This is a genomic window from Acidobacteriota bacterium, from assembly GCA_030697165.1.
Lineage (GTDB): Bacteria > Acidobacteriota > Vicinamibacteria > Vicinamibacterales > UBA2999 > 12-FULL-67-14b.
In genome coordinates this window covers 1-18,053 of sequence record JAUYQQ010000009.1, presented here as the reverse complement: position 1 = coordinate 18,053, position 18,053 = coordinate 1, and the positions used below count along the sequence as shown (strand labels likewise).

Here is an 18,053-nt window from a genome sequence, read left to right as displayed (position 1 = left end):
CGTCTATAATTAATACCACCTATGTCCATCTTTGACATGGCAGCCACCCTTGGACGTGCGGAAACACGCCTAAAAGGGGCTGCGGTGACCGGGCGCAGGCCACGGTCGGACCGCGGGACTTCCAGAATTGCGCCACGGACCCTGGCCGTGCTCGCCGACGCGGTGGGTAACTACGACCGGCCTCGCACGGCCGACCTGCTTTCTGCCATTGATCAGCGTTGTCGGAGCGAGAGTCTCAAGTGCCCGTCGCGAGCCTCGATCTACAAGTTGCTCGCGACCCTCCCGACCCCAACTTACAAGGTGGCCGACTTGCCACCGGCGGTGCGCGACGCGCTGTACAACCTGACGGCCGACAGCGAGGTTCCCGGCCATCAGCTGGCGTTCTACTGTTTCAACTACGGCGATCTGGCCGCGGTCAGCTTCGCCGCCGGGCTGCCGTGGTTGGCGCTGTACCAGGCCGGGCGGTTGCCCGGCTTCCGGCCGCGGAGTCGTGGACTGTTCGAGGCGGTGATGCGGGCGCGAGGACTGGCGTGATGGCGCGCGAACCGGTGGACGTCATGCCTGCGCCGGTCGGTCGCGCGGTGGCCGATTTGCCTTACTGGTTCGTAATCGGTGGCCAGGCGATGCGCTGCTTCTGCCCGTACCGGCCCAGTCGCGACGTGGATTTTGGCGTCACGAGCGCGCGCGATCTCGACGACCTGGTGCAGCAACTTCAACGCCGTGGGCGCGTCGAGATTGCCGAGCGCTCCGCCGACACGGTTCACCTGCGTTTCGACGGCATCGACGTGTCCATCTTCGTGCTCGTCATGCTGTCGCCGTTCGTGACCGAGCGCCGCCTGTCGGTGACCGGGCTGCTCGCCACCAAGCTGCACGCGATTCTCGACCGCGGGACGCGCCGTGACTTCTTTGACCTCTACGTCACGCTTCACCGGCACGCCTTGGGGATTGCAGAGTGCCTGGCCGCCATGCGCCAGGTCTACCGGCAGGACGTGAACGAGCTGCTGTTGCTTCGCGCGCTCACGTTCTTCGATGACGCCGAGCGCGAAGCCGCGCTGCCAGGCGAAGGACCGGACGACTGGGCGACGGTGAAGGAATTCTTCTGGAACCGCGTCGGCCAGTTGCTGATCCCGCCGGCGCGAGAACTGCAAATCGAGCGGCGCGTCGTCGATGTCACCGGTGGCTGAGCGCGACATTTCGCCGCATGGCCAAATCGGGGTAAAACAGGGCAAACTGACCGGTGAGGCAGGCTTGATGATGACGATGACCAGACGACTGACCGCTGCGATGGCTATTTCCGTGTGCGCGTGGGCCCCGCTCGGCGCCCAACAGCCCGGCGCCAAGCCCGACCACATGCAACACCGCTTCGACGACCCGGCGAAGTTCGCCAAGCAGTTCGACGACCCCAAGCGCGACGAGTGGCAGATGCCGTCGCGCGTGATCGATGCGCTCGGCCTCAAGAGCGGCATGGCGGTCGCGGACATCGGCGCCGGCACCGGCTACTTCAGCATGCGCCTGGCCAGGGTGTCGCCGGGCCTGTCGGTGTACTCCGTGGACATCGAGCCGAAGATGGTGGAGCACCTGACCCACCGGGCCGCCGGTGAGAAGCTGGGCAACGTCACCGCCGTGTTGGCGTCGCCCGCGAGCCCAAACCTGCCCAAGCCGGTGGATGTCATCCTGATTGTCGACACCTATCACCACATCGGCAGCCGGCCGGCGTACTTCCGCGAATTGAAGAAGTCCCTGAAGCCCGGAGGCCGCATCGCCATCGTCGATTTCCGCACGGACTCGCCGGAGGGGCCGCCGGTCGAGTTCCGGTTCACCGCCGAGCAGATCGAAGCGGAGATGACGCAGGCCGGCTACGCGCTCGACAGCAAGCACGACTTCCTGCCGCGCCAGCACTACTTGATCTTCCGCTGAGCAGAACCGGATGGGCCGCGACGCGCGGCCCATCGGCCTGTCGCTAGCTTGGCTTGCGCTGTTTCTTCTGCGCCGCGACCATGGCGCCGACATCCGCCAGCAGTTTCTTGGCATCGTAGACGATGCCGTCCTTGATGGTGTAGCGAATGCCGCCGACTCGCTCGGTGCGACGGGTAGTGTCGTTCAGTCGAAAGTGACCGGTGCCGTAGAGCACCTTGAGATTCCGGATCGGATTCTGGTCGACCAGGACCATGTCGGCCAGCATGCCGGCGCGGACAATGCCGAACTGCAGCGGCTGGTTCTTCGGCTCGTGCAGCGCCTCGGCGCCGTGCATGGTGGCGGCGCGAATCACCTCGAGCGGATGGAAGCCGGCCTCGTGCAGCAGCTCCATCTCGTGGATGTAGCCGAAGCCCCACAGGTTGTAGGTGTACGCCGCATCGTCGCTCACCGTGACGCGGCCACCCATCTTCTTGTAGTCATTCACCAGTCGGAACCACACCTGGTAGAAATTTTTCCACGCTACTTCGTCCTGTGAGGTCCAGTCGAAGTAGTAGGCGCCGTGAAGCTCGCGGTTCGGCGTGAAGAAGTCCATCAACGAGGGCAGCGTATAGGCCTCGTGCCATTCAGCGGTGCGCATGCGCATCACGTCACGGGTGGCCGCGTACGCCGTCATCGTCGGGTCGAAGATCGTGTTCAGTTTGAGGTGCCCCTGGAGATAGGCCTTCCACTCGTCGCTGCCGGGCGGATGGATCAGGTTCCAGAGGCGGCCGACCTGGCTAAATCGGTACTGCTCGTCGTTGTAGTTCATCTGGTCGGGCCACGGCTGCACGCGGTAGTCACGCATCAGCGGTTCGAAGTGGCCGTAGAAGTGCGTGACGGTGCCGAGGCCCAGCTTCGCCGCCGTGAGCGCGTCCATTTGCGCGACGCCGCGCTGTTCGAGGTGGGCCGTCGAGCCCAGGCCGTGTTTCCTGGCCTCGTCCAGCAGCGCCGCCATGATCGCCGGCGGATGGGCAACGAGCTTCATGCCGTCAACGCCGTTGGCCGCGCACCACCGCACCCACTCGCGCGCCTTCTCGGGAGTATCGACGAGACCGTTCGCCCAGCCGGCGCCGGGGCGCTGGTAGTTGAAGATGCGGGGTGCGACGATCGCGTTGGCGGCGCTGCGTTCCTTCTCTTTGGCCGCCATCGGCTGCGCGGTCAGCTCGACCCCGCGCAGGGTAGTCACGCCGTGGGCCATATAGAGTTTGTAGACGTACTCGTTCTGCGGCGCTTTGCTCGGGTCGCCCAGGTGCGCGTGCAGGTTGACGAAGCCGGGCATGACGTACATCCCGGTGCCGTCGATCATGTTCGGCGCGGCCGGTGGCGGCGGCTCCTTCGACGGCACTCCGGGCGTCCCCGCGCTGACGATCCGCGCGATCCGGTTGTTCTCGACAATGATGTTGGCCGGACCGAATGGCGGGGCGCCAGTGCCGTCGATCACCATGACGTTACGGATGGTGAGGGAGGGAAAGGGGCCGGCGCCCTCGCCCGCCTGCCGATCCGGCGCGGGGATCAGCCCCGCCTGACGGGCGTCAACGAATGGGCCGAGCACGACCAGCAGGCCGACCAGGAGCAGGGTGGTTCGTTTCATGTGCCGAATATTAGCGCGTTACCGCCGGATCGCAACTATGACGCCCCTGAGGCGGCTGAGCGTCAGCGCGCCAGCTTGATGGCCCGCGCAATGCGCTGCGATTCGAGCGCCACCTCCCGCAGCATCCCGTTGGGCGAGACGTGATAGCCGCAGAAGTAGAGGCCGGCCGCGGCGCTCTCGCGGCCACTCGACGCCGGCTTGCCGACGGCGTCGATCACGCCGGCGCCGGCCTCCAGGAACTGATCGACGCGAGGGCGGTAGCCGGTCGCCAGGATCACCGCATCGAAACGGGATCGGCTGCCGTCATCGAACACGACGGCCCCGCGCTGAAACGCCCTGACGCCAGGGCGCACCGTGATGGCGCCGCGCCGGATCAGGTCCACGGTGCCGGCGTCGATCAGCGGAATGCGGCCGTGCTTGCGGATCTGGGTGGCCGGGCCGTAGGGCAGCTTGCGCAGCCCCAGCTTCTCGACGTCGCCTATCAGCGCGCGCAGCAGCGGGGCGTTGAGGGCGTCGGCCATCTCTGGTGACAGCAGCCGCTGCAGCAGCCCAAGCGCGAGCACCGGCACCCCGAGGATCTCGCGCGGGATGATGTTCACGGCACCGCGCACCGCCACGACCGGCCGCGCGCCGTGCTCATGCAGGTCCATGGCGATCTCGCCACCGGAGTTGCCGAAGCCCACCACCAGCACGTCCTGGCCCTGGTATGGACCGCCATTCACATACGCGGAGCTGTGCTTGATGGGGGCGCCGAAATCCGTCATGCCGGGCCACGCCGGAATCGATGGCTCGCGGTTGTAGCCGGCCGCCACGACCAGCACCGGCGCCTGGTAGCCGCCCTGGACCGTGGTGACCTCCCACGCCTCGCCCACGCGCCGCGCCGACTTCACGCGCTCACCAAACCGCGGGGTCAGCGAGAAGTGCCGCGCGTAGGCCTCGAAGTAGTCGATCACCTGTGCGCGGCCGGGATAGCGCGGAAGATCGACCGGCATTGGAAAGTGCGGCAGACCTGAGCGGCTACGCGGCGTGTGCAGGTGCAGCCGCTCGTAGTGACGCCGCCACGACGAGGCGACCTGGTCAGCTTCTTCCAGGATCACCACGTCGCTGATGCCCTCGCGCTTCAGGCAGGCCGCCACCGCCAGTCCGCCAGGGCCGGCGCCGATGATGATGACGCGGGCGCTCATGCCGTCAGGGCCCCCACTGGTAGTGTCCCGGTGCGAGCATGGTGGCCGAGCCTTCAGCCACCAGCGCGCGATTGCCGAGGCCGGCCTCGGCTCGCGAGAGCCCCGTGACCCGCGCCAGCTCGCCGGGTATCGTTGTGCCCGCCCCGGCCAGGAAGCAGCGGGCGATCTCGCGGACCGCCACGTCGCGCCTGACGCGCTGGCGCAAGCCGTCGGGAAAGCGTCCGACCGCCAGCGTCCAGATGTAGGTGAACCTGGGCAGGTACAGCACCTCGCTCGGGATCACGATCATCGCCGCCTGCAGTTCGTCGATGCCTTTCGTGAACGCGCCACGGTCGCCGACCCCCGAGTCGTGGCGCAGGTCCGACGAGGCCATTTCCCACTCCCGGCGCAAGACCTTGAGAATAGCCCGTGCCGCCGGGCTCAGGCGTTCGGCTTCTTCCGACTTGCGCATGCCCCAGACGGCATGAAAGTAGGGGATCATCCGCGGTGCGAGAAACGTGGCCTTGCCGCGCGCGAGCTTGCCGTAATAGACCTTGCCGCGCTTGATCACCTCGTCCTTGATCACCCAGGTCAGCGACGCCTCGGGATCTTTCTGGACGTTGCGCGGCATCACCGCGTCGCGCCGGCCGCAGACCGCGACATAGAGCGACGGCCCCGGCTTGCGCGAATCCGTCAGGCAGGCGGCAAAGCCAGCCCGCTCGACGAAACGCTCGGCGTCGGCGGCCGTCTCGACCTGGCGCGTGCCCCCACGCCGCCAATGCTCGTCGCGATGCTCTTCGATCTGGTCGGTAATCTGGGGCCTGGCTCTCATGAGGACATCGATCCGGCAACGAGGTTACGATAGTACCGGCCTCTCGTGACGAAGAACCCTTCCGACGTGGTTTACCGCGTTGACGCCGCCGGGAACCTGACCTTCGTGAACGAGGGCTGGAACGCGTTCGCCGTGCTGAACGACACGCCCGAACTGCTCGGCCCGGCGGTCCTGGGCCGTCGCGTGGCCGACGGCATTGCCGGCATCGAAACGCGGCTGATCTACGACCGTTTGCGCGAGCGCGCGTTGGCCGGCGTCCGCATCGAGCTGCCCTACCGCTGCGACAGCCCCATGTTGCGGCGTCGCATGTCCCTCACGATTGTCGCGGTCGGCGCCGAGCTCGAGTTCCGCTCGCGCCTGCTGGACCTGGCCACGCGGCCGGCGGTGCGAGTGCTCGAGCCGCAGGTGTCTCGCTCCGGCGCCATGCTGACGGTGTGCAGCTGGTGCAACCGCGGCCGGATCGGCAACCGCTGGGCCGAAATTGAAGAGGTCGTGGCGGAACTCCGGCTCTTTGATGCCCCCGTTCCCCAGCTGACCCACGGCCTGTGCCACGATTGCCAGGTGCAGGTCATGAGCGAACTGAGCGCCTAGCAAACCTTCTCCACCTGTTTTCCGTCCAATCCCTCATACCAAGAATGTCTTGGTATTCGGGAACGGACGCGCATGTCATCAAAGTCGACCAACGCCCTGCTGCACGGAACGCTAGACGCCTTGATTCTCAAGACGTTGGCGCATGGTCCCCGCCACGGCTACGCCGTCGCCCGCTTCATCGAAGACACGACCGGCGAGGCCGTGCTGGTGGAGGAGGGGTCGCTCTATCCCGCCCTTTATCGCCTTGAACGCCGCGGCTGGGTCGCGGCCGAGTGGGGCACTTCCGAACTGGGCCGGCGGGCGAAGCTCTATCGCCTGACCGCGCCGGGGCGGGCGCAACTCGCGGCCGAGGTGGCCAACTGGCGGCGCTTCTCGGCCGGTGTCGCGAAGGTGTTGGCCACGTGAGGCGATCGCTTCGTTCGTGGTTGTGGCGTGTGCCACTCGACCAGGAAGTGGACCAGGAACTGGCGTTCCATGTCGAGATGCGCACCCGCGAACTCATCGCCGGCGGCATGGACCCCGCTTTGGCGCGGGACACTGCCATCCGCCGCATGGGCGACCTGGCCCGCGTGAAACAAACAATGGTCAACGTTGGCCGCAAGCGAGATCGGGAGCTGAGTATGGCGTTGTGGTTGGAAGAACTTCGAGACGATGTGATCTTTGCGGTGCGGCAGTTGCAGAACGCGCCGGTCTTCGCGCTGGTCGCGATCACCACGCTGGCCCTGGGCATTGGCGCCAACAGCGCCATCTTCGCCATGGTGGATGCCGCGTTGCTGCGCCCGCTGCCGTATGCCGAGCCGGATCGGCTCGTGACGGTCTGGGAGACCGCGGCGACGAACAACCGCAGTTTCGTGTCGCCGTTGAACATGACCGACTTTCACTCACGCGGCCGGAGTTTCGAGGCGATTGCCGGCTTCACTCCCGAGGTGGCCAGCATGGTGATGGCGGGACGCGATGGCAACGCCGAGACGGTGTCGCGTCAGTGGGTCTCGGCCGGCATCTTCGACGTGCTGGGCGTGCAGCCGATTGTCGGGCGCGCCTTCCTGCCTGAAGAGGATCAGAAACGCGCCAGAGTGGTGATGCTCAGCGAGGGGTTCTGGGAGACGCGCTTCAACCGCGATCCCGCCCTCGTCGGCACCGAGATCACGCTCGATGGCGGCCTGTGGACCGTCGTCGGCATCATGCCCAGGGAGTTCGAGATCCTCGGCCGCACCAGCGTGTGGGCCATGCGGCCGATCATGAACCTGCCGCCGCGGGCGCGCGCCTCGTACGCCTTGCAGGCGGTCGGGCGCATGAAGCCGGGCGTCGGCATTGAGGCCGCCCAGTCGGACCTGGCGGCGGTGGCCAGCGGGCTGGCGGGCGAGTTCCCGCAGACCAACGCCGGCCGCGGCGTTCGGCTCGAAGCCATGCACGCCACGATGATCGGCGGCGACCTGAGGACCACCTCGCTGTTGTTCCTCGGCGTGGTCGGCTTCGTGTTGTTGATCTGCTGTGCGAATGTCGCGAATCTGTTGCTGGCGCGGGCCACGGCGCGGTCGCGCGAGCTCGCCGTCCGCTCGGCGCTCGGCGCGGGACGCCGTCGCATCATCCGGCAACTGTTGACCGAGAGCGTGGTGCTGTCGCTGATTGGCGGCGGCCTGGGCCTTGGCGTGGGCGCGGCGATTCTACAGGTGGCCCCAACGCTGATTCCCGAGGGGCTGCTGCCGGCCACGGTCACGCTGGCGTTCGACGCGCGCGTGGTCGCGTTCTGCATCGCGGCCGCGCTGCTGATTGGCGTGATCTTCGGCATTGCCCCAGCGTGGCAGGCGACCAGCATCTCGGCGTCGGAAGCCATGGGCGCCGATAGCCGCACGACCATCGGGGGCGGTGGGCGGCTGCGCACCCTGCTGGTGACCGGCGAGGTGGCCACGGCGGTGCTGTTGCTGTTTGGCGCCGGCCTGCTGCTGCGCACGCTGATGGCCGTCGAGTCGTTCGACCGTGGCTATCGCGCTGAAAGTGTTTTGACGATGGTGGTCGATCCGCTGGGCTCGAGCTATCCGACACCCGAGCGGCTGCAGCAGTTTTACGACCAGGTTGAAGCGGAAGTCCGGACGGTTCCGGGTGTGCAGGATGTGGCTTGGACGAGCGGCCTGCCGCTTGGCGACTCGCTCTTCGGTGAGTATCCGTGGATCTACGAGGTGGTCGGCGACGCCCCGCTCGACGAAGCGAACCGGCCCACCACGAACGTTCAGCTGATCAGCCCCACCTATTTCTCGACGCTGGACCTGCCGATTGTCGCGGGCCGCGCGTTTGACAGCCGCGACGCGGCCACCGCCCCCCGCGTCGCGATCGTCAACGAAGCGTTCGCCCGCAGCCTGGGCGGCCGGTCGCCCATTGGGATGCGGGTCGCCGTGAAACCCGAGCAACGCGAGATGCCGCAGGTCGTCGAGATCGTCGGCGTTGCCAGGCAGGTCAAGCAGCGGCCCGACGAAGTGGCTGATTTCGTCCAGATGTATGTGCCGATGGTCCAGGACCCCTCGGACGACATGATCCTGATGGTGCGGTCGAAGACCAGCGGCGCCGAGGACCTGACGCCGGCGGTACGGTCGGCCATCTCGCGAATCGACCGGGAGCAACTGGTCAGCGTGGCCGGCGTGGTCACCCTCGAGGACGTCGCCTGGGCGGCCACCGGCCGCCACCGCTTCCGCGCGATCATGGTCTCCGCGTTCGCGGCTTTGGCCGTGGTCCTCGCCATGGTCGGGGTGTTCGGCATCCTGGCGTACTCGGTGCAGCTGCGGGTGCGCGACTTCGGCGTGCGACGCGCGCTCGGCGCATCAACCGGGGACGTGCTGCGTCTGGTGGTGGGCAGTGCGACCCGGGTGATTGCGATCGGCGCGGCGATTGGCCTGCTGCTGGCGGCGATGCTCGGACGGCTGCTGACGAGCGTGCTGTTTGGCGTACAGCCGCTCGATCTGTTGACGTTCGCGGCGGTGACGATCGTACTGGGCCTCACGACGGGACTCGCGATTGTCGGGCCGGCCTGGCGCGCCTCGCGGATTGCTCCGGCGACGGCGCTACGGTCCCAGTAGAATCCGCCTTTCGTTCGGATAGACGCGTAACTTTGTAGCTGAACAACGAGACAGCTGTGCGGTGATGGCCTGGATTCCGGAAAGTGGAACCAGATAACCCATGGGGTGGAAACAGATGAGCCGCGCGGGCGGGTGTTCCGGCCCTCGCCGCGGGCCTGGAAGTGCGGCGAGCTTATTGCAGCGAGTCCCTACGAGACTGTGGTGGGCAGGCGTTTCGGCAAATCAGTCGAGCCGCCAACACAGGAATTGAGGGAGCCATGAGCTTGCTGTTGATACTGATTATTCTCCTCGTGGTGTTCGGCGGCGGCGGCTTCTATGCCGGCGGGCCGCGCGTCGGTGGCGGACTGGGAGGATTGATCCTCATCATTATCGTGATCCTGGCGCTTACGGGCCGGCTCTGAACCAGGGCCGGTGCCGGCCGCTCATTCGGATCGCATCGCGACCATCGGTTGGACGGTCGTGGCGCGGCGAGCGGCCGGCAGCCCGGCCAGCAGGGCCACCGCAATCGCAATCGCGGCCGCGCCCATATCGATGATGGGCTCCATCACGCCGAGCGGTGTCGGACCGACGGTCAGCGGTGTGCCCATCACGTTCTCCACGGTGCGAATCAGCACCGCGCCCAGCAACAGGCCGCCGGCCACGCCGGGGATCACCAGCTTCACCACGTCCGACAGCATCATCCTCAGCACGCGCAATCGCGTGGCCCCGAGCGCCATTCGAACCGCCAGCTCGCGCGTGCGCGTGGCCACCATGAACCCCACGACGCCGACGATGCCGAGCGCGGCGAGAATCAGCACCAGCCCCCCGGCAACAATCGTCTCCAGAAAGCTCTCGCCCACGCGCGTGACCTGCGCCGAGACGAAGTCGGTTTGCGCCGTGTTGGCGACCCGGAACATCCGGTAGTCGAAATCGACCGGCATGCCTTCCGCGATCGCCACTGAGAGCACACCGGCGGTGTGCTTGAGATCGTCGCGGACTTTCCGGATCGCGAATCCGGCCTCGCGCTCCGGTCCCGCTGACGCCGGCAGGCGCGCGGCCGCCAGGCCATGGGTTTGAAAGCCCAGCTCGGCAGTCCTCACCCGGTCGAGCATCACACCACTGACGACCAGGAACGGCACCGCTATGCCAATCTGAACCAGCGCGGCCACGCGATGCACGCGAATGTTCTGGCGTCCGCCCCCGCCGGCGTCCTGCTTCGGTGCGTGAATCAGGCTGGGACGGCTGAAGCGCAGCGCCGGCAACAGCCCGAACAGCACGCTGACCAGCAGGCATAGCCCGGACGAGATCGCGATGCCGGTCAGGTCGGGATCGATCTCTGGAGGAACGGGCACGCCCAGGCGCCAGCCAATGACGGCCGGAATGCCGAACAGCACCAAGGCGCTGATCGCGCCGGCGGCCGCGGCCAGCAACACGGCCTCGAAGAAGAGATAACCGATCAAGTTGCGCCGGCCGGCGCCGAGCGCCGCCCGAATCGACAATTCGCGCTCGCGGGTGGCGCCGCGCACCAGCAGGCTGAGGATCGGCGGCCTGCGTGTTCCTGTCTACTCCTGGCGAAGCGTCTGCATCGGATCGACGCGCGCCGCGCGCGCGGCAGGGATCCAGGCCGCGGCCAGGCAGGCCGCAATGATCAAGATCACGCCAGCCCCGTACGCGACGGGATCAGTCACGTGCACGATCTCGGACATGAGCGCGCCGAGCGGCGTGGCCAACAGCACCGTGGCCAGCGTGGCCGCAAGTCCGGCGCCGGCGAGCAGCCCGTAAATAACCGGCCGGGTGGTCTGCGCGAGGATCAACCGCGTCACGTTCAGTGACGACGCCCCGAGTGCCATGCGCACGCCGATTTCCCTGGTGCGCTGTGCGACGAGGTACGACAGCACGCTGAACAGCCCCGAGACCGTCAGCAACAGCGCGAGGCCGCCAAGAATCACCGACACCCAGAACGCCATTTGCAGGAAGAACGTTTCGAGCCTCGCCACCGTCCGCATGGTCACGATCATGCCCAGGTTCGGATCGATCCTGGTGAGATGCTCGATGAGTGCTTGCCGGGCCAGGTCGGGGTCGCCGTGCACGCGTGCGACCACCGAGGTCCTGGCCACGTCGAGGCTGGTCGGCAGGTAGACACCCGGCTCCTTGATATCGGTGAACCGAAAGCCGGCGACGTCGCGTGACACGCCGATGACGGTGACCATGCGCGGCGTGAGCGGCGCCGCCGCCTCCTGCCCGGGGTTGATCGTCAGCAGCGCGCCGCCACCTGACTGGGTCGTGAGATCCGGCTCCAGCCGAAACGTCTCGCCGACGCCCTGGCCATTCGGCCATAGCGCCTGCGCGGTCGACTCCGAGACAATCGCCACCGGGTAGTCGTCACGTTCCGCCGCCGTGAACGAGCGCCCGCGCACGATGGCGATGCCGAGCACGTCGAAGTACGCTCCCGACACGAACTTGTAGGCGAGCGGCGTCTTACCCGCGCCGGTGTCGGCAAACCCACGGGGTGGCGGAGCCAGGAGCGCCGGCCTGAGCGCGGCGTGAGCGGTGATCGTGGCCTCGCCGGCCAGGGCCTGGACCAGGGCGGCCCGCTTGGGCTCGTTGAAGGGGTCAATCAAGATCGTGTCGGCGGTGCGCAATCCCGGCTCGAATTGCGACGAGGCGATGGCGCTGCGCAGGAAGATCGCGGCGCAGATCAGCAGCAGTGCCGAGGCGAACACCTGCACGCCAATCAGGACATTGCGCGCCCGCCCGGGTCGCGCGTCCTTCACCAGCTCGCCGCGCAGCGTCCGCACCGCCTCGATCCGTGTCGCTTGCAGCGCCGGCAGCAGCGCAAACAACGCCGTGGCGGCCACGGCGGCGACCACCAGGAACAGCGCGACGCGCCAATCGGCGGCGGGCACGCCGAGGTTGACGTCACCGAGATCGAGCGGCATGGTGCGGAGGGCCCAGTAGACCGTGCCCTCGAGCACGACGCGTGAAATCAGGTAGCCACCGGCAGCCGCGGCCAGCGCCAGCAGCACGCTCTCGGTCATCAGCTGGCGGACGATCCGCCGCCGTGACGCGCCGAGCGACAGCCGAATCCCGATCTCCTTCTGCCGTGCCACGCCGCGCGCGAGCAGCAGGTTGGCGACGTTGGCGCAGCCAATCAGCAGGATCAACCCGAACGCCAGGAACAACGGCGTGAAGACGGCAACGGCTTCGAGCGGCTGCGGAACGGTGCCCCAACGCGGTGCCAGCTCAATGCTCATCGTCTGGTCAGCGGCACCGCCGGCTGACTGGTTCGAGTCCCACGCCGCAAGTTGCGCGCGAGCGCGTTCCATGGACGTCCCCGGTTTCAGCCGGCCGATGATCTCTACGCCGACGCTGTCTTCGCGGCCCCGGTCGTCCGGACTGAACTGGCCGAGCTGCGACAGCGGCGCCCAGAAGTCGGGCGCGCTCACCGCGAGCCCGCGGAAGCCGGCCGGCATGACGCCGATGATCTGGAAGGGGGCACCGTTGACGAGTACCGTCTGTCCCAGCACGTTCGAGTCGCGATTGAAGCGGCGCTCCCAGCCTTTGTCGCTCAGCACGATCACGGGGTTCCCGCCCAATCGCCCGTCGTCTTGAGCACCGATGGCGCGCCCCATCACGGGAGTGACGCCGACCACCTGGAAGAAATTGCCCGTGACGAGTGTGACGTCCATGACTCGCCCATCGACGCGCAGGTCGATGTCGGACAGCGCGGCGTAGGCGTCGGTGAAGACGCTGGTTTCCGCTCGCAACGCCTCGAAGCGCGGCCGCGTGAAGAGCGAACCGGCGCCGTCCGACAGCTGCGCGCGCTCGACGGCGTAGAACGCCCGGACGTCCGGCACCTGGTCGACGCGGAACAGCATCGCGTTCAGGATGGTGAAGATCACCGCCACCACGCCGAGGCCGATCGCGACCGTGAGCACGATCGTGAAGGCGGCCAGCGGCGTCCGCCTGAAGCTGCGCAGGGCGTACTGCACGTCGCCGATGGTGTTGTCGAAGAAGGCGGTCTCGTTCATGCGGTCTCCAGTCCTCAGACGAGCGGGACAGGAAATGGTTCCCGGCGGGCGAACGGTCCCCTGTCCAGGGTGTTCACAATTGAACGGACGGAATCGCGACCCTTTGCCACCATGTGTGGAGACCCCTTCTTCCCATGGAGTCATATGTCTGATCCGCGTAACGACGCCCACGCCAAGAAAGTCAGCCAGGAGAAGAAGCGCGCCAAGGATGAGCCGGCCGAGAGTCCCGCCACGCCGGCGGCCGTCGGCCCTGACGAAACGGCCGCGCTGGTGCCGAATGCCGCACTTGAAGGGTCGCTGGTGGTGCTCGCCCAGCTCAAGGACCTGGAGTTCCATTCGCGCGCCCACCTCGAGCGGCTCGCGGAACTGGCGCTCACCGTCGAAGATGAGCTGAAGCAAAAGAACCTGGTGGTTCCTCTCGGCAAGGTCTATTCAGCGCAGAACCTCGTGCAGACCACGCTCACGGAGTTGCTCGAGGCGTACAAGGTGGAGTGCGATCGGATGCAGGGGTGAGCGAAGAAGTGAGTGGAATGGGCTCGCCATGAGCGAGCCTTCGGCCCGCCTGGAAGGCGGGCTGACAGGCGAGTCGAATGGTGGACCTGACCGGGATCGAACCGGTGACCTCATCAATGCCATTGATGCGCGCTCCCAACTGCGCTACAGGCCCCCTGGGGAAGTTCCTATCGTAACTCGCCGGGGCGTACCGGATCAACCACGGCGCGGCCCGGGCTGGGACTTTCGGCTCGTTCGGCGGCCTTGCGCCTGGCGGCCCGTTCCGACTGTTCCTTCGACATGCGGCGGCGGCGTTTGAGGTTGGCCTGGTCGAGCGCCGACACCGGCCACGGCGGGGTCGCCCCCAGGTTCGCGGCCAGTGACTTCTTCGCCGGCACGCCGTCGAGCAGCAACACCTCCGGCTGGACGTAGGTGCCGAGCACCAGGTCCGCCAGCGGGATTCCGTAGAACCCGGCAATGTTCATGTTGCACTTGTAGTTGGCGTGGTGCGCCTGGTGAAACCCGTACAACTTGCGCCACATCGTCCCGAACACCGGACCCTCGATCTTGCGCTTCCACCACGGGTCGTACGGGGTGTGGTGCGCGACGTGGATCGTCTCGTACAGATAGTGCGCGATGCTGATGGCGATGTAGCCGCCGATCAGGATCGGGAAGGTGGGAAACGAGAACGCCGCCGGCAGGAAGAACACCGTCCAGAACGCCATGAACGCCAGCAGCGCATAGGGCGGGAACGTCGCGAACTCGTCGTGAACCTCATCCTCGATCGGATAGGCGCTCTTCACCTTGTCGTCGACGATGGTGATCGAGGTCAGCTTGTGATGGGCGAGGTGGCTGAAACTGAGCTTGCCCAGGAAACTCACCGAGTTGGCGTGCAGCAGGTAGCGATGGAAGAAGTATTCGCCAAAGCAGAACACCAGGCTGCAGCCAAGCGTGGTCAGGATGATGGCGACGGGGCCGGCCGACAATTGCGCGTCCCAGGTCGGGCGGAAGAACGTCCGGATGATCAGGAACGCCGCGAGCGGATGCAGGGCGATGAAGACCGTGAACATCGGGAACGACAACGAGTTGTTCTTGCGACTCTCGAACGAGAGGAAGTTCAGGTTCGGTATGGTCATAGTCAGCTAGGGGACCGCCGCCGCAGCCGCAGGGGCGTCAGGTCATCATACGCCGGGCGGCGATTCATTCGCTGATAAGATTGGTGCGGGAATTTCCGTGAACGACGCCGATCGCTCCCTGCTCCGCGAGCTCAGAAACGCCCTCCTGCACCTGCACAAGACGCTGCTCGACTGGCAGCGGGCCTCCTACGAGTTGGATCACGGGCCGATGGCCCCCACCCAATTGCTGCACGTGATATTCAATGACAATTCTTTCGCCTGGCTCCGGCCCATGTCGGGCCTGATCGTGGCCATCGACGAGGCCCTGGACGCCAAGCCACCGGAAGCTCCGCCGGTCACGCCGCTGGTGGCCCTGGCGCGGGAACTGGCCTCGCCGGTCGCGGGAACCCCCTACGGTGAACGCTACCAGGCGGCCTTGCAGGAAGTGCCGGATGCGGTCCTGGCGCACCGTGATCTGGTCACGCTGCTCAAGCTCCACCACCCCGCCGCTAATGCCTGAACGGTCCGGCTAACCACCTTCGCCAAGGCTACGGCGGTCAAGAAGCCGGACGCCACATTACTGGACAAAGCGAACGCCACATCTACTGGACTTTGACCTCGGTGCGCGGGCCCTTCACGGCCACTGCCTGGTCCACCGTCCGCCCCTCGAACGTTACGCTCAACGTGTAGTCGCCGGCCGGCACGCCGCTTAACGTAAAGCGGCCATCGTCGCCAACGGTGGTTGATACCGGACTCCTGGTGGCCACGACGGTGGCCTGCATGCCGGGATGCATGCTGCAGGTGACGTCGTACTGGCCGACCCGGTCGAAAGTGTGGATGTGCTTCTGCTGCGGATCGGTTTCCACGCTGAAGATGCCGGCGCCGGTGTCGCGGCGGTTCACGGTGACGTTGTGACCCATGTCTTCGGTGTTGCGGAACTCGACCGGCTGGCCGACCCGGACGTAGAGCATGTTCGGCACGAACTGCTTGGCATACTGATCCATCACCGCCGGTCCTTCCGGCAACGGCACCTCACCGGCGGCCGGCAGCAACGAGATGATGGCGCCCTTGCGCGCCGTGCCGGTGACTTCGGCGTTGGCGGTGTCGGCGGGTGCGGTGCTCGCCGCGGCCGGCGGGGCCGTCGAAGGCGTGGGCGATCCACACGCGCCGGCAGTCAAAAAGCCGGCGAATACCAGGAGCGCACGAACAGCGTGACGGTTCAGCATGTGGCGTGTCCTCGCATCGACAGACTGCGATGCTAGCATGAGCCAGATATGGCCCCGGACGCGGCCGCACCGCTCATCTTCATCGTCAGCATCGTCGCCGGCGGCATTGCTACCATCACCGGCTTCGGCATCGGCAGCCTGCTGACGCCGACCTTCGCACTCTGGGCGGACACCCGCCTCGCGGTCGCGGCAGTTTCCATTCCCCACCTGCTCGGCACGGCGATCCGGTTCTGGCTGGTGAAGGGGCACGTCGATCGCGGCGTGCTGTGGAGCTTCGGCCTGGCCAGCGCTGCCGGCGGGTTGACCGGCGCACTGTTGCACTCGCGCGCCACCAGCCCGGCCTTGGAGTTGGTGTTTGGGATGCTGCTGCTGTTCGTGGCCGCGTCCGAGTTGAGCGGACTATCGAAGCGCTTGAAGTTCACCGGCGCCTGGGCCTGGCTCGCCGGTTCGCTCTCGGGCCTGCTCGGTGGCCTGGTCGGGAATCAGGGCGGTATTCGCGCCGGTGCCTTGCTGGGGTTCTCGATGCCGAAGCAGGCGTTTGTCGCAACCGCGACCGCCATCGGCTTGATGGTTGACGCGGCCCGGATGCCCGTTTACGCGGTGGTCATGGGCCCGCAGATCGCGGAGCTGTGGTGGCTGATTGCCGTGGCATGCGCCGGCGTCACCGCCGGCACACTTGGTGGCGCGCGCGTGCTCAGGCGAATACCTGAGGCGGTGTTTCGCCCGGTGGTGGCCGTGCTGATTGGATTGCTCGGCCTGTCGATGCTGTTGCGCTAGATCGGCTTCTCGAACCGAACCGCGTACACCGGGGGAAGGTTCGTCGACACGGTTTGCCACGAATCGCCGCCGTCTTCGCTCAACCATAACGAACCCGTGGTGGAACCCATCATCAGGGTCTTGCCGGCGGTGTCCACGTCGAGCGCGTGCCGGAAGACCAGGTCGTAGGCATGTTCCTGCGGCAGCCCCCGGGTCAACGTCTCGAACGTCCGGCCGCCATCGCTCGTCCGGTTGACCACCACGCGGCCGTCCACGGGATAACGCTTCTCGTCGCTGACGCCAGGCACGAACCACGCAGTGTCGGGATTGTCGGGATGGACGGCGACCGCGAACCCGAATGCCGACGGCTGGACGCCGGTGATCTCGCTCCAGGTGGCGGCGCCATCGACGCTCTTGAAGATGCCGTTGTGATGCTGCACCCACAGCACGTCTGGATTCGAGCGGCACTGCACCACGAGATGCGGATCCTGCACGTTCTCTTCGAACTGCTTCTCGGGCGGCATGAACTCGGCCCGCATGCCTTTGGCGGTGATGTCCCAATGCGCGCCGCCATCCCGCGTCGTCCACACGCCGCCACATGACACGCCGACCTTCACGTGTCGCGCATCGCGCGGGTCAACACAAATGGAGTGGATGCCAGGCTGTTCGGCGCCGCCGCCGAACCACTGTTCTCGAAGCGGGTCGTCCCACAAGGGCCGGTTCAGCTCCCATGAATCACCGCCGTCCTCTGAACGGAACAGGCCCCCCGGCAGCGTGCCGCACCACACCACGCCCGGTTCATTGGCGCCGCCGGGCTCGAGCGCCCACACCAGCTTCAGCGACCAGTCGGCCGGCACGCCTTCGACCGGCACCTTCGGCACGTAGCCGGCCGGCTTCTCGGGATACTTCGGCGCCGCGATTTCCTTCCAGGTGGCGCCGCCGTCCTGCGAGCGATGTAGCTTGACGCCGAAGTGTCCATGGTTGAGCGCGGCGAGCAGGTGGCCGCTGCGCGGATCGGGCATGGTCAGGGTGCAGTTGTCGCCGACAAAACTCGCGCGCTCAATGCGCCACCCACCGGCGCCACGCTCGAGCGTGAACAGACCTTTCCGCGTGCTGACAAAACACCGCTCGGTCATGACGGCTAGCCTCCGGACAACGATTGCACGACATCGACCACGGCCGTGGCCGCGACCGGGTCGCTGAGCGACACGCGGTCGTCAATCTGGCGGCCATCGATGAAGGCCGCCATATGC

The 18,053-nt window shown here is 66.8% G+C and carries 18 protein-coding genes and 1 tRNA gene; 10 read left to right on the top strand and 9 right to left on the bottom strand.

From position 1 onward, the window contains the following. Positions 1-21: 21 nt before the first annotated feature. The 3 genes from Q8T13_08385 to Q8T13_08375 all read left to right on the top strand — a co-directional run bounded on the left by Q8T13_08385 (position 22) and on the right by Q8T13_08375 (position 1,917). The gene (locus tag Q8T13_08385) at positions 22-534 is read left to right on the top strand and encodes a hypothetical protein (protein ID MDP3717762.1); all 513 of its coding nucleotides are present in this window, start codon (positions 22-24) and stop codon (positions 532-534) included. Further along, the gene (locus Q8T13_08380; protein MDP3717761.1) at positions 534-1,184 is read left to right on the top strand and encodes a nucleotidyl transferase AbiEii/AbiGii toxin family protein; all 651 of its coding nucleotides are present in this window, start codon (positions 534-536) and stop codon (positions 1,182-1,184) included. Before Q8T13_08385 ends, Q8T13_08380 begins: the two co-directional genes overlap by 1 nt. A 76-nt stretch (positions 1,185-1,260) precedes the next feature. Then, positions 1,261-1,917: a class I SAM-dependent methyltransferase gene (locus tag Q8T13_08375; protein ID MDP3717760.1), complete on the top strand. Its 657-nt coding sequence runs from the start codon at positions 1,261-1,263 to the stop codon at positions 1,915-1,917. 43 nt (positions 1,918-1,960) lie between these two features. On the opposite strand, the gene Q8T13_08370 is transcribed toward Q8T13_08375, so the two are convergent. The 3 genes from Q8T13_08370 to Q8T13_08360 all read right to left on the bottom strand — a co-directional run bounded on the left by Q8T13_08370 (position 1,961) and on the right by Q8T13_08360 (position 5,542). Further along, entirely contained in the window at positions 1,961-3,547 is a 1,587-nt protein-coding gene (locus Q8T13_08370; GenBank protein ID MDP3717759.1) for an amidohydrolase, read from the bottom strand. A gap of 62 nt (positions 3,548-3,609) precedes the next feature. After that, positions 3,610-4,731, bottom strand: a complete 1,122-nt coding sequence (locus tag Q8T13_08365; protein ID MDP3717758.1) for an NAD(P)/FAD-dependent oxidoreductase — start codon at positions 4,729-4,731, stop codon at positions 3,610-3,612. A gap of 4 nt (positions 4,732-4,735) precedes the next feature. After that, positions 4,736-5,542, bottom strand: a complete 807-nt coding sequence (locus Q8T13_08360; protein ID MDP3717757.1) for a hypothetical protein — start codon at positions 5,540-5,542, stop codon at positions 4,736-4,738. A 45-nt stretch (positions 5,543-5,587) separates the two neighbouring features. Between Q8T13_08360 and Q8T13_08355 the strand changes: the two genes are divergently transcribed. From Q8T13_08355 to Q8T13_08340, 4 genes are all read left to right on the top strand, one after another. Beyond that, complete coding sequence (locus tag Q8T13_08355; protein ID MDP3717756.1) at positions 5,588-6,133, top strand: hypothetical protein; 546 nt, start codon at positions 5,588-5,590, stop codon at positions 6,131-6,133. Positions 6,134-6,205: 72 nt separating this feature from the next. Next, the gene (locus tag Q8T13_08350; protein ID MDP3717755.1) at positions 6,206-6,538 is read left to right on the top strand and encodes a PadR family transcriptional regulator; all 333 of its coding nucleotides are present in this window, start codon (positions 6,206-6,208) and stop codon (positions 6,536-6,538) included. Further along, complete coding sequence (locus tag Q8T13_08345) at positions 6,535-9,201, top strand: ABC transporter permease (GenBank protein ID MDP3717754.1); 2,667 nt, start codon at positions 6,535-6,537, stop codon at positions 9,199-9,201. The genes Q8T13_08350 and Q8T13_08345 overlap by 4 nt, the downstream gene beginning before the upstream one ends. A gap of 257 nt (positions 9,202-9,458) precedes the next feature. Continuing rightward, complete coding sequence (locus Q8T13_08340; protein ID MDP3717753.1) at positions 9,459-9,602, top strand: DUF3309 domain-containing protein; 144 nt, start codon at positions 9,459-9,461, stop codon at positions 9,600-9,602. Positions 9,603-9,623: 21 nt separating this feature from the next. On the opposite strand, the gene Q8T13_08335 is transcribed toward Q8T13_08340, so the two are convergent. After that, a complete protein-coding gene (locus Q8T13_08335; protein ID MDP3717752.1) occupies positions 9,624-10,706 on the bottom strand; it encodes an FtsX-like permease family protein in 1,083 nt (360 codons plus the stop codon). A gap of 36 nt (positions 10,707-10,742) precedes the next feature. Further along, positions 10,743-13,211 (bottom strand): ABC transporter permease, encoded by a 2,469-nt coding sequence (locus Q8T13_08330; protein MDP3717751.1) that lies wholly within the window; start codon positions 13,209-13,211, stop codon positions 10,743-10,745. Between the two features lie 144 nt (positions 13,212-13,355). Here Q8T13_08330 and Q8T13_08325 point away from each other — a divergent pair, with 144 nt between their 5' ends. Next, positions 13,356-13,724: a hypothetical protein gene (locus tag Q8T13_08325; GenBank protein MDP3717750.1), complete on the top strand. Its 369-nt coding sequence runs from the start codon at positions 13,356-13,358 to the stop codon at positions 13,722-13,724. A gap of 78 nt (positions 13,725-13,802) precedes the next feature. On the opposite strand, the gene Q8T13_08320 is transcribed toward Q8T13_08325, so the two are convergent. Further along, a tRNA-Ala gene (locus Q8T13_08320) sits at positions 13,803-13,878 on the bottom strand. Positions 13,879-13,891: 13 nt separating this feature from the next. Beyond that, the gene (locus tag Q8T13_08315; protein ID MDP3717749.1) at positions 13,892-14,839 is read right to left on the bottom strand and encodes a hypothetical protein; all 948 of its coding nucleotides are present in this window, start codon (positions 14,837-14,839) and stop codon (positions 13,892-13,894) included. A 97-nt stretch (positions 14,840-14,936) separates the two neighbouring features. Here Q8T13_08315 and Q8T13_08310 point away from each other — a divergent pair, with 97 nt between their 5' ends. Next, positions 14,937-15,338 carry a hypothetical protein gene (locus Q8T13_08310; GenBank protein ID MDP3717748.1) on the top strand — a complete coding sequence of 134 codons (402 nt, stop codon included), beginning with the start codon at positions 14,937-14,939 and terminating at the stop codon, positions 15,336-15,338. 82 nt (positions 15,339-15,420) lie between these two features. Here Q8T13_08310 and Q8T13_08305 read toward each other — a convergent pair whose 3' ends face one another. Next, positions 15,421-16,044, bottom strand: coding sequence for a carboxypeptidase regulatory-like domain-containing protein (locus Q8T13_08305; GenBank protein MDP3717747.1), 624 nt, complete (start codon positions 16,042-16,044; stop codon positions 15,421-15,423). Between the two features lie 48 nt (positions 16,045-16,092). Between Q8T13_08305 and Q8T13_08300 the strand changes: the two genes are divergently transcribed. Continuing rightward, a complete protein-coding gene (locus tag Q8T13_08300; GenBank protein MDP3717746.1) occupies positions 16,093-16,821 on the top strand; it encodes a sulfite exporter TauE/SafE family protein in 729 nt (242 codons plus the stop codon). On the opposite strand, the gene Q8T13_08295 is transcribed toward Q8T13_08300, so the two are convergent. Further along, a complete protein-coding gene (locus Q8T13_08295; protein MDP3717745.1) occupies positions 16,818-17,936 on the bottom strand; it encodes an exo-alpha-sialidase in 1,119 nt (372 codons plus the stop codon). The two genes, Q8T13_08300 and Q8T13_08295, sit on opposite strands and share 4 nt — an antisense overlap. Between the last annotated feature and the right edge of the window lie 117 nt (positions 17,937-18,053).

Bases quoted from the DNA above. Each gene is read 5' to 3' on its own strand.
- Q8T13_08295 (MDP3717745.1), bottom strand. From the start codon at position 17,936: ATGACCGAGCGGTGTTTTGTCAGCACGCGGAAAGGTCTGTTCACGCTC.
- Q8T13_08315 (MDP3717749.1), bottom strand. From the start codon at position 14,839: ATGACCATACCGAACCTGAACTTCCTCTCGTTCGAGAGTCGCAAGAAC.
- Q8T13_08350 (MDP3717755.1), top strand. From the start codon at position 6,206: ATGTCATCAAAGTCGACCAACGCCCTGCTGCACGGAACGCTAGACGCC.
- Q8T13_08360 (MDP3717757.1), bottom strand. From the start codon at position 5,542: ATGAGAGCCAGGCCCCAGATTACCGACCAGATCGAAGAGCATCGCGAC.
- Q8T13_08385 (MDP3717762.1), top strand. From the start codon at position 22: ATGTCCATCTTTGACATGGCAGCCACCCTTGGACGTGCGGAAACACGC.
- Q8T13_08305 (MDP3717747.1), bottom strand. From the start codon at position 16,044: ATGCTGAACCGTCACGCTGTTCGTGCGCTCCTGGTATTCGCCGGCTTT.
- Q8T13_08300 (MDP3717746.1), top strand. From the start codon at position 16,093: ATGGCCCCGGACGCGGCCGCACCGCTCATCTTCATCGTCAGCATCGTC.
- Q8T13_08370 (MDP3717759.1), bottom strand. From the start codon at position 3,547: ATGAAACGAACCACCCTGCTCCTGGTCGGCCTGCTGGTCGTGCTCGGC.
- Q8T13_08330 (MDP3717751.1), bottom strand. From the start codon at position 13,211: ATGAACGAGACCGCCTTCTTCGACAACACCATCGGCGACGTGCAGTAC.
- Q8T13_08340 (MDP3717753.1), top strand. From the start codon at position 9,459: ATGAGCTTGCTGTTGATACTGATTATTCTCCTCGTGGTGTTCGGCGGC.
- Q8T13_08325 (MDP3717750.1), top strand. From the start codon at position 13,356: ATGTCTGATCCGCGTAACGACGCCCACGCCAAGAAAGTCAGCCAGGAG.
- Q8T13_08375 (MDP3717760.1), top strand. From the start codon at position 1,261: ATGACCAGACGACTGACCGCTGCGATGGCTATTTCCGTGTGCGCGTGG.
- Q8T13_08365 (MDP3717758.1), bottom strand. From the start codon at position 4,731: ATGAGCGCCCGCGTCATCATCATCGGCGCCGGCCCTGGCGGACTGGCG.
- Q8T13_08380 (MDP3717761.1), top strand. From the start codon at position 534: ATGGCGCGCGAACCGGTGGACGTCATGCCTGCGCCGGTCGGTCGCGCG.